Raw genomic sequence first — 10,540 nt, forward strand, 5'->3', positions numbered from 1 at the left:
TAGGTAGAGGAGAAGCTACTCAAGAAAAAATTATGGAATTGGCTACAGGAGAGTTTGGGGCAAGTGCATAACGATTGGAGGGAATGTAGATGAATAGCCAAGTATCTGTCGTGAGGAAGGAGAAAACATCAGTCAGTTCAAAAGTAAAACTGTTTCATGTACTAAACAAATACGGCATGTTGTTTATCTTAATTGGTTTAATTATTTTAATGTCTATCCTTTCCCCAACATTTTTGACAACAGGAAATCTACTAAACATTGTTCGGCAAATGTCCGTTGTAGGAATTGTTGCAATAGGTGTAACAATGGTCATTATTACGACTGGAATCGATCTGTCATCCGGATCCGTTATCGCCCTAGTTTCTGTTGTCGTGGCGAGTTTTGCTCATCCGGACACCTATCCAGTTTTTATCCCTATTCTCATTGGATTGGGATTAGGGCTTCTTACCGGTGTTATCAATGGAACGATTATTTCCAAAGCAAAAATTGCCCCTTTTATTGTAACTTTAGGAATGATGACGGCGGCAAGGGGAGCAGCGTTACTGTTCAGTGACGGTAGGCCGATAGGAAATTTGTCAGATTCATTTAAATTTATTGGTCAAGGCATGGTATTAGGTGTTCCTGTGCCAATCATCATTTTCGCTCTTGTTGGTGTTGTTTCTTATATTTCATTAAACAAAACGAAATTTGGAAAATATGTGTATGCTATCGGTGGGAATGAACAAGCTGCGCGTATTGCTGGTGTTAACGTCGATAAGTACAAAATTTTCGTTTATGGCTATGCTGGGTTATTATCTGGACTAGCGGGAATTATTTTGACATCTCGTATTGCTTCAGGTCAACCAACAGCTGGTGTCATGTACGAATTGGATGCGATCGCGGCAGCGGTCATCGGTGGTACAAGTCTTGCGGGGGGGATTGGAACAATCGGTGGTACGATCGTTGGAGCGCTTATTATCGGTGTTATGAACAACGGTCTCGATTTAATGAACGTATCCCCATATTGGCAGCAAATCTTAAAAGGGGTCATTATTACGGTGGCGGTGTTTATTGACTCGCGTAAAAATCGGAAATCGTAAGGTGGTAGAATGATGAAAATTGCGTTTAATGAAGCAACGACGTTAAAAAATTCTACATTAAAACGAGATTTAGAGCTTTGTGAAAAATATGGCTATGATTTCATCGAAATTCGCCTTGATAAATTAAAAGAATATTTCATACATCATACAGTAGAAGAGCTAAAAACGTTTTTTGAAAATCACTACATCAAGCCGTATGCGTTTAACGCATTAGAATTTATTACGTTCCGAGATCAAGAAGGATATGAACAACTAAAAAGTGATCTGCAATTTTTATGTGAGGTTGGCGAAGTGATCGATTGCAAAACAATTATCGCTGTTCCAACCTTTGATATCGGAGATTACACGAAAACGAAAATTAAAGAAGAAACGGTTCGAGTTCTGCACGAGCTGGCACAACTCGCAGAGCCATATGGTGTACGGATTGCTTTAGAATTTTGCGGATATCCGAATTGTTCGGTTAACACTTTTGCCCAAGCATACGACATTGTTCGAGAAGTAAATCGACACAACGTTGGCCTTGTGTTAGACTGCTTTCATTTTCATGCTATGAATTCCCGCATCGAAGATTTACGGGCGGCAGACCCAACGAAAATTTTTGTATTTCATATCGATGATTGCGAAGATTTACCTGTTGGCGCATTGCGCGACCATCATCGTGTATGGCCTGGGGACGGTGCGATTGATCTAGAGCAAATTTTGCGCACATTAAAAGATATCGGTTATAACGAAATGGTGTCGATTGAATTGTTTAGACCGGAATACTGGGAATGGGATGCGGAAAAAACGATCCAAGTCGCGAAAGAAAAAACAGAAAAACTAGTAAATCGCTATTTTAAGATTGAGCGAGTTTGACAGGAAGGTGAGGGGCGAAGGATCATGAAAACAATCCGATTAACGACAGCTCAAGCGTTAGTGAAATTTTTAAACGAACAGTATGTCGAGTTTGATGGAAAAGTGCAAAAGTTTGTGAAAGGAATTTTCACAATTTTCGGGCACGGAAACGTACTTGGGCTCGGTCAAGCATTGGAAGAAGATCCCGGTGAATTGGAAGTGTACCAAGGGAGAAACGAACAAGGAATGGCGCACGCGGCGATCGCTTTCGCCAAACAAAAGCACCGAAAGCAAATTATGGCATGCACATCTTCTGTTGGTCCGGGCTCGGCAAATATGGTAACAGCAGCGGCCACTGCTTCGGCTAACAACATTCCTGTTTTATTACTTCCAGGAGATACGTTTGCGACAAGACAACCGGATCCCGTTCTCCAGCAAATCGAACATGTTCACGATTTGACTATTTCAACAAACGATGCTTTTCGTGCCGTCAGTAAATATTGGGATCGTGTCAATCGCCCAGAACAGTTAATGACCGCGATGATTCAGGCGATGCGTGTGTTGACTGACCCTGCAAATACTGGTGCAGTCACGATCGCCCTGCCACAAGATGTGCAAGGAGAAGTATATGACTTTCCAGAATACTTTTTCCAAAAGCGGATCCATCGTATCGAGCGCCGTATCCCGACAGAAGAGGCGATCCGAGATGCTATAGAGTTAATTAAAAGAAAGAAAAAGCCGATCATCATTTGCGGCGGCGGTGTCCGTTATTCGGAGGCAGCGGAGGCGTTAAAGCGGTTTTCGGAAAAGTTTCATATTCCGTATGGAGAAACGCAAGCAGGTAAGAGTGCCATCGAAAGCACTCATGCTTATAATCTCGGAGGAATTGGCGTAACAGGGAATCTTGCGGCTAACTCAGTAGCGAAAGAAGCGGATCTTGTGATCGGGATTGGTACACGATATACAGATTTCACAACAAGTTCTAAACAGTTATTTCAATGTCCAGATGTGGAGTTTTTAAACATCAATATTTCTGAATTTCACGCATATAAGATGGATGCTGTGAAAGTTGTGGCTGATGCAAAATTGGCGATCCTTTCGCTCGAGCGAGAATTAGAAAAAATCGGTTACCGTTCCGGGTACACAAATGAAATCGAAATCGCTAAAAAAGCATGGCAGAAAGAATTGAACCGTTTATATCACGTGCGATACCAAGAATCGAGTTTCATACCGGAAGTTTCTGGTCATCTCGATGAAGTGCTTCCAGAGTTTGTGGAATCTTTTCAGTCACGTTTAACACAAACAGAAGTGATTGGTGTCATTAATGAATTTATTGATGAAGATGCGATTGTAATTGGTGCTGCAGGCAGCTTACCGGGGGATTTACAGCGGATGTGGGTGTCACGTAAACCGAATACGTATCATATGGAATACGGGTATTCGTGCATGGGGTATGAAATTTCCGGGGCACTTGGGGTGAAGATGGCTGAACCGGATAAGGAAGTATATGCGATGGTTGGCGATGGCAGCTATCTCATGCTTCATTCTGAACTTGTGACGAGCATCCAAGAACGAAAGAAAATTAATGTGCTTCTTTTTGATAACGCCGGCTTTGGATGCATTAATAATTTGCAAATGGGTAACGGAATGGATAGCTTCGCTACAGAATTCCGTTATCGAAACGAGGAAACAGGGCGCTTAGATGGCAGCCTGATCCGTATTGATTTTGCGCAAAGCGCTGCTGGCTACGGGGTGAAAACATACAGAGTTCATACGCTCGAACAGCTAAAAGAAGCATTGGAAGATACGAAACAACAAACGGTATCGACATTAATTGACATCAAAGTACTCCCGAAAACGATGACACACGATTATGAATCGTGGTGGCACGTTGGAGTGGCCGAGGCTTCTTGCAATCCGAACATCATAGAAGCATATAGGAAAAAAGAAGAACGATTGAAAAAGGCTCGCAAATATTGATATAAAAATCGAGGTGGATCATATGACAGTTAGTCAGACCAATCCTTTTCAAATCGGTATTGCGCCGATTAGTTGGGTGAATGATGATATTCCCGGCCTTGGCGACCATTATACACAAGATCAAGTGCTAGCCGAGATGGCTTCGCTCGGCTATATTGCGACGGAAATGGGGCGACTCTTTTCCAAAGATCCGTCGTCCTTAAAAGCAAAGCTGGAGCAATACGGCATTCGGCTTGCCAGCAAATTTGTCAGCGTACTATTTTCGGATGAAAGCCGGCTTGAACAGGAACTTCAATCGTTTGAGCAATGGGTGAAATATTTATATGAAATGGGGTGCGAGTATGTCATCGTCTGCGAAATGGGCGGATCGATGCATTGGGATCCTCGCCGTTCTCCTGATGATAAAACCATTCAAAGATTAACAGAGAAGGAATGGAAGTCACTCGTAAACGGATTGCATCAAGCGGCAAAATTATGCGAACGATACGGCATGAAACTTGTGTACCATTTCCATGCAGGTACAGTAGTGGAAACAGCAGAAGAAATTGATCGTTTAATGGATTTAACAGATCCGAATCTTGTCCATTTGTTATATGATACAGGCCATGCATTATATGGAGGATATGATCCGCTAGAACTTTTAATGAAATACGAAAATCGCATTCAATACGTTCATTTAAAAGATGTTCGGCGCGATGTGCTTGAACAAGTACGGAAAGAACATCTCGATTTTCGCAGTGCAGTGTTGCGAGGAATGTTTACCGTACCGGGAGATGGATGCATTGATTTTGTGCCGATTTTTAAAAAGTTGATCGAAAAACAGTATGACGGCTGGATGATTGTTGAAGCGGAACAAGATCCAGCGGTTGCTCATCCGTACACGTATGCCAAAATGGCAAAGGAGTATATTGATGCGACCATCCAAGCGGTGATGGCAGCGAAACAACGATAAAGGAGTGGGATTGGTGAGTCGTTTGATCGTTCCAAGTCAACAGCCGGATCATGAAGGGAACGTGCTGCGTGTAACTCCGGAGTCGGCTGGATGGGGGTATGTCGGCTTTGAAGTATATGTCCTCCGTAAAGGACAGACGTTGCGAAAAGAAACCGGAAACGAAGAAGCATGCCTCGTTCTATTAAGCGGAAAAGCAACCGTTTCTACGAAGCAAGCACGATGGAAACATATTGGTGAACGTATGAATGTATTTGAAAAAACACCGCCATATTCGGTATATGTTCCATCCGATGATTTTTACGAGGTCGCAGCCATAACGGATCTCGAGTTAGCTGTTTGTTTGGCGCCGGGCAAAGGCACGTATCCGTCTCGGTTAATTGCTCCAAAAGATGTTGGGATAGAAATGAGAGGCGCAGGTAATATCGAACGAAAGATCCATAACATCTTGCCGGAGCAACAGCCGGCAGATAGTTTGCTAGTCGTAGAAGTATTTACACCGGAAGGAAATTGGTCGAGTTATCCTCCACATAAGCACGATCAAGACAATTTACCTTATGAGTCATATTTGGAAGAAACATATTACCATAAAATCAACCCTGACTACGGGTTTGCGGTGCAAAGAGTATATACCAATGATCGTTCGTTAGATGAAACAATGATCGTAAAAAATAGCGATGTTGTATTAGTGCCGAAAGGATATCACCCTGTTTCGGCACCGCCCGGATATGAGGTGTATTATTTAAATGTTATGGCGGGGCCGACTCGAACATGGAAATTTCATAATGACCCGGATCATGAATGGGTCATGGAAAGTAAACTAGCAACCAAACAATCATAGAGAGGAGAGGAGGGGATGTCATGAATCGTTTACGATTTGATGCTCAAAAACCGCTCGACTTTATTGCAATTGGTCGATTGTGCATCGATTTAAACGCGAATGAAATCAATCGTCCAATGGAAGAAACGGTGACATTTACGAAATATGTCGGCGGTTCCCCCGCCAATATTACGATCGGGATGTCCCGTTTAGGAATGAAAACAGGGTTTATCGGTCGGGTGGCAGATGACCAGATGGGGCGGTTTATCGTCAACTATTTGAAAAAAAATAATATCGATACATCAAACGTTGTTACCGACCAGTCCGGAAGTGTGACAGGGCTTGCGTTTACCGAAATCAAAAGCCCAACCGATTGTAGCATTCTTATGTATCGCGACAATGTTGCGGATTTGAAGCTAGAACCGAAAGATGTCAGAGAAGATTATATGAAGCAAGCAAAAGTTCTTTTAATTTCAGGAACAGCCTTAGCGAAAAGCCCATCACGTGAAGCCATATTTTTGGCATTGGAATACGCTAGAAAACATCATGTTGTCGTGTTCTTTGATCTCGATTACCGACCTTATACATGGAATTCGTCAGAAGAAACAGCCATTTATTACAATCTTGTGGCAGAAAAATGCGATGTGATCATCGGGACACGCGAGGAATTCGATATAATGGAACGATTTGAGAGCCATCGAGGCGATGATGAGAAAACGGCGAAAAAATGGTTTGACTATCAGGCAAAAATTGTCGTTATTAAACATGGGAAAGATGGATCGATTGCTTATACAAAAGAAGGGGAAGCATTCAAAGGACCGATTTTTCCAGCGAACGTTATCAAAACATTTGGTGCAGGAGACTCGTATGCAGCTGGTTTTATTTACGGACTCATGCAAGGCTGGGATATTCCAAAAGCGATGGAATATGGCGCAGCGGCTGCCTCGATCGTGATTTCTAGTCATAGCTCTTCAGAGGCGATGCCAACACTTGAACAAATCGAAAGCTATATTCAAAAATGTAAAAATGGCGAAATGATCATTCGATAGGAGGGAATGATAAAATGGCAACAACAGCTGAAATATTAAAAAACTATATCGGAGGGCGCTGGGTGGAAGCGACATCTGAACAAACAGAAATTGTGCCAAACCCGGCGACGGGAGAAATTTTAGCGTACGTTCCGATTTCTAGTCGGGAGGATGTTCAAGAAGCAGTAAAAGCGGCAAAAGAAGCATTTAAAACGTGGAGCAAAACACCAGTGCCGCGTCGTGCTCGTATTTTGTTTAAATACCAACAATTGCTTGTTGAGCATTGGGAAGAACTGGCTCGCCTCGTAACACTGGAGAACGGGAAAAGCTACAACGAAGCATACGGGGAGGTTCAGCGCGGGATCGAATGTGTTGAATTTGCCGCCGGGGCGCCAACATTAATGATGGGCAAGCAACTCCCGGATATCGCGACTGGCATTGAATCCGGCATGTATCGCTATCCGATTGGGGTTGTTGGGGGGATCACGCCGTTCAATTTTCCGATGATGGTGCCTTGTTGGATGTTCCCGTTAGCGATTGCTTGCGGCAATACATTTGTTTTAAAACCATCGGAACGCACACCGATGTTAGCCAACCGATTAGCAGAACTCTTTAAAGAAGCAGGTCTTCCCGACGGTGTATTAAATATCGTACATGGAGCGCACGATGTCGTAAATGGACTATTAGAGCATCCGGATGTTAAAGCGATTTCGTTTGTTGGTTCGCAACCGGTTGGTGAGTACGTGTATAAAACAGCAGCTGCTCACGGAAAACGGGTGCAGGCGTTAACAGGGGCGAAAAATCATTCTATTGTGATGCCGGACGCAAATTTAGACCTTGCCGTTCGCGAAATCATCAACGCAGCGTTCGGCTCTGCCGGAGAACGATGCATGGCGACTTCTGTTGTTGTCGCGGTCGGGGATATTGCCGAAACATTGGTGAAAAAGTTAGTAGACGCAGCTAATGACATTAAGATTGGCAACGGCTTAGAGGAAGGGATATTTCTCGGACCAGTCATTCGCGACTCTCATAAAGAGAGAACGGTCAAATACATTGAAATCGGTGAAAAAGAAGGTGCTCTATTAGTACGTGATGGGCGGAAAGATGTTGAGACCATGGAAAACGGCTATTTTGTCGGTCCGACAATTTTTGACGGTGTCAAACCAGATATGACGATTTGGAAAGATGAAATTTTTGCACCGGTATTGTCCATCGTCCGTGTCGATACGCTAGATGAAGCGATTGAGGTAGCGAATCATTCTCCATTCGCTAACGGTGCTTGCATTTATACGAGAGATGGGGGAAATGTTCGCAAATTCCGTGAAGAAATCGATGCGGGTATGTTGGGTGTGAACTTAGGTGTACCAGCACCGATGGCATTTTTCCCATTTTCAGGTTGGAAAAATTCGTTCTATGGCGACCTTCATGCGAATGGTACGGATGGAGTTGAGTTTTATACACGTAAAAAAATGATTACTGCTCGTTGGTGAACGTATCGAGTATCAAGCAATGAACGCTTGATACTCTTTCCTTATTATTTTTGAAAGGGGAATGCGTATGTCATTAGTATGTACAACAGATATGCTACAACACGCTTTGAATGAAGGCTATGCAATCGGTCACTTCAATATTAATAATTTAGAATTTGCGCAAGCTATTCTTCAAGCAGCCGAGGAGGAGCAATCTCCTGTCATTCTTGCGGTAAGTCCGGGCTATCTCCCACATTTAGGAGGGTTTCATCTCGCTGCAACGATGGTGAAAGCACTCATCAAAGAATATAGCATTACGGTTCCGGTCGCTCTTCATTTAGATCACGGAACATCATATGAGCAATGTCTTCAGGCAATGTATGCCGGATTTACGTCAGTGATGATTGATGCCTCCCATTACCCTCTTGATGTAAACATTGCTCAAACGAAGAAGGTGGTTGAAGCAGCCCATGCACTAGGTGTTTCCGTCGAAGCGGAAGTAGGGAGGATCGGTGGACAAGAAGATGACCTGGTCGTTGATGATGCAGAGGCGATGTATGCGATTCCAGAAGAATGTGTGCGCCTTGTCTGCGAAACCGGTGTCGATTTTCTTGCGCCGGCATTAGGATCTGTTCACGGACCGTATAAAGGAGAACCTAAACTAGGATTTTCACAAATGAAAGAAATTCAATTATTGACTGGTGTGCCTCTTGTCCTGCACGGTGGCACCGGTATTCCATCTGCCGATATTCGTCGTGCCATTTCTTGTGGTACAGCGAAAATTAACGTCAATACGGAAAATCAATCGGCGTTTACGAAGGCGATTCGCCGTGTGCTAGAAGAAAACACAACATTGTATGATCCAAGAAAATATTTAGGGGTGGCACGAGAAGCGGTGAAAGATACTGTAAAACAGAAGATGAGGGAATTTGGTTCATCAGAAAAGGCAGGAAAAGTCCGTGATTATGTTCGAATTAAGACAATGATTTAGTGGGCAAGGAATGAATTGTATGGGGAAGTATTTAAAGAAAAAAACGTTCACTATTCGGCAAAAAGTATGGATTACTTTTGTGGCCATAGGGATGCTATTTGTTTTAATGGTGGGTACCTTCTATTACTATTTAACAGTCATTAATCGTTCCTATGATGAATTTCTTCAACGGAGAATGGTGATATTACGCAATACAGATCATATTCAATTACAAGCAATTGAACAAATTAATAAACTACAAGCTTTTTTAATCTCTGGAAATCAAAATTTTATTGCAGATATGAAAAAATCTAATCAACAACTAGCAATTGTCTTACAAAACACGAAAAGCCTAGTAGAAACGAAAGAAGAACAAAACTACATTTGGAAATTACAAATATTGAATAAAAATTTTTTAACTGTCACAGAACAGGTCGTTAAATATAGGGATGATGAGGCGTCCATTCAATTAATCGCTTCGTTTGCTGATATGTTTAATCAATTTGCAAACAACATGAAGTTACAGTCTCAAAAGCTCGCCGATCTTGAACAGCAGCTGTTAGAAAAGCAAGTCGCGCAAAATGGTCGTCTTTTTATTCAGATCGTTTCTATCTTGTTTCTTGTTTTCCTCTTTGTTGTATGTCTTTTGCTATTAATTGGCTGGATCGTGTCGAAAAGAATGGTTGAGCCGATAGTCATGATATCCCAAGCTGCCCGCAACATATCTTTTGGTGATTTAACGGTAGACTCAATCTCTATTCATAATAAAGATGAAATTGGAGAGTTAGCGCAGTCCTTTAATATGATGAAAGCGAATCTTCATCAACTTATTCAAGAGGTGAAGGGGGAAGCGGAACAAGTCGTAGTATGTTCTCAACAATTAACTGCCACAGCCGAGCAAACGAAAACATCCACCGAACAAATTGCTGCTACGATGCAAGAAGTATCAGCAGGTGTTAATAACCAAGTGGAAACGATTGGATACACTTTCCGAACGGTGCAAGAAGTGGCTTTCTCTGCTCAACAAATTGCAGAACGTACTCATATCGTTTCTTCTAAATCAGTGGAGGCTTCAGAAAAATCAGCAGAGGGAAGAAAAATGATGGAAAAGCTCGTTCAACAAATGACGTTAATGAGTCAGACGGTAAATGAACTGTCCAATGTGGTGAAAGAGCTTGGAATCCATTCAAAAGAAATTACGCACATCATGGAAGTGATTACGGAACTCTCTGAGCAAACGCATCTGTTAGCATTAAATGCGACGATTGAGGCAGCGAGGGCAGGAGAGCATGGACGTGGATTTGCGGTTGTGGCAAATGCTGTCCGTAAGCTAGCAGAACAATCGGCACAGTCGGCTCAACAGGTTTTTCTCCTAGTCAGTAAAGTCCAACAAGAAACAGATAATGTTATT

The 10,540-nt window shown here is 42.7% G+C and carries 9 protein-coding genes; all 9 read left to right on the forward strand.

Annotation, left to right across the window (positions count from 1 at the left end; all coding sequences use genetic code 11):
- The first annotated feature begins 89 nt into the window (after window positions 1–89).
- Complete coding sequence (locus V7Z64_RS08985) at window positions 90–1,079, forward strand: ABC transporter permease (protein ID WP_297987892.1); 990 nt, start codon at window positions 90–92, stop codon at window positions 1,077–1,079.
- A gap of 12 nt (window positions 1,080–1,091) precedes the next feature.
- Window positions 1,092–1,934 (forward strand): sugar phosphate isomerase/epimerase family protein, encoded by an 843-nt coding sequence (locus V7Z64_RS08990; protein WP_297987894.1) that lies wholly within the window; start codon window positions 1,092–1,094, stop codon window positions 1,932–1,934.
- A 24-nt stretch (window positions 1,935–1,958) separates the two neighbouring features.
- Complete coding sequence (gene iolD / locus V7Z64_RS08995; protein ID WP_297987896.1) at window positions 1,959–3,893, forward strand: 3D-(3,5/4)-trihydroxycyclohexane-1,2-dione acylhydrolase (decyclizing); 1,935 nt, start codon at window positions 1,959–1,961, stop codon at window positions 3,891–3,893.
- A gap of 22 nt (window positions 3,894–3,915) precedes the next feature.
- On the forward strand, window positions 3,916–4,845 hold the full coding sequence (gene iolE, locus V7Z64_RS09000) for a myo-inosose-2 dehydratase (RefSeq protein WP_297987898.1): 930 nt from the start codon (window positions 3,916–3,918) through the stop codon (window positions 4,843–4,845).
- A 13-nt stretch (window positions 4,846–4,858) separates the two neighbouring features.
- A complete protein-coding gene (gene iolB / locus V7Z64_RS09005; RefSeq protein ID WP_297987900.1) occupies window positions 4,859–5,683 on the forward strand; it encodes a 5-deoxy-glucuronate isomerase in 825 nt (274 codons plus the stop codon).
- Between the two features lie 20 nt (window positions 5,684–5,703).
- Window positions 5,704–6,711, forward strand: a complete 1,008-nt coding sequence (gene iolC, locus V7Z64_RS09010; protein ID WP_297987902.1) for a 5-dehydro-2-deoxygluconokinase — start codon at window positions 5,704–5,706, stop codon at window positions 6,709–6,711.
- A 14-nt stretch (window positions 6,712–6,725) separates the two neighbouring features.
- The gene (locus V7Z64_RS09015; protein WP_297987904.1) at window positions 6,726–8,180 is read left to right on the forward strand and encodes a CoA-acylating methylmalonate-semialdehyde dehydrogenase; all 1,455 of its coding nucleotides are present in this window, start codon (window positions 6,726–6,728) and stop codon (window positions 8,178–8,180) included.
- Window positions 8,181–8,247: 67 nt separating this feature from the next.
- Window positions 8,248–9,150, forward strand: a complete 903-nt coding sequence (fba, locus tag V7Z64_RS09020; protein ID WP_297987906.1) for a class II fructose-1,6-bisphosphate aldolase — start codon at window positions 8,248–8,250, stop codon at window positions 9,148–9,150.
- Window positions 9,151–9,169: 19 nt separating this feature from the next.
- Window positions 9,170–10,540: methyl-accepting chemotaxis protein (locus V7Z64_RS09025; RefSeq protein ID WP_297987908.1), on the forward strand; the 1,371-nt coding region annotated here is incomplete at its 3' end.

Source organism: Anoxybacillus sp. (assembly GCF_036834105.1).
GTDB lineage: Bacteria > Bacillota > Bacilli > Bacillales > Anoxybacillaceae > Anoxybacillus.

Excerpts from the sequence above, each read along its gene's own strand:
- V7Z64_RS08985 (WP_297987892.1), top strand. The coding sequence starts at position 90 with ATGAATAGCCAAGTATCTGTCGTGAGGAAGGAGAAAACATCAGTCAGT.
- V7Z64_RS08990 (WP_297987894.1), top strand. The coding sequence starts at position 1,092 with ATGAAAATTGCGTTTAATGAAGCAACGACGTTAAAAAATTCTACATTA.
- iolD (WP_297987896.1), top strand. The coding sequence starts at position 1,959 with ATGAAAACAATCCGATTAACGACAGCTCAAGCGTTAGTGAAATTTTTA.
- iolE (WP_297987898.1), top strand. The coding sequence starts at position 3,916 with ATGACAGTTAGTCAGACCAATCCTTTTCAAATCGGTATTGCGCCGATT.
- iolC (WP_297987902.1), top strand. The coding sequence starts at position 5,704 with ATGAATCGTTTACGATTTGATGCTCAAAAACCGCTCGACTTTATTGCA.
- V7Z64_RS09015 (WP_297987904.1), top strand. The coding sequence starts at position 6,726 with ATGGCAACAACAGCTGAAATATTAAAAAACTATATCGGAGGGCGCTGG.
- fba (WP_297987906.1), top strand. The coding sequence starts at position 8,248 with ATGTCATTAGTATGTACAACAGATATGCTACAACACGCTTTGAATGAA.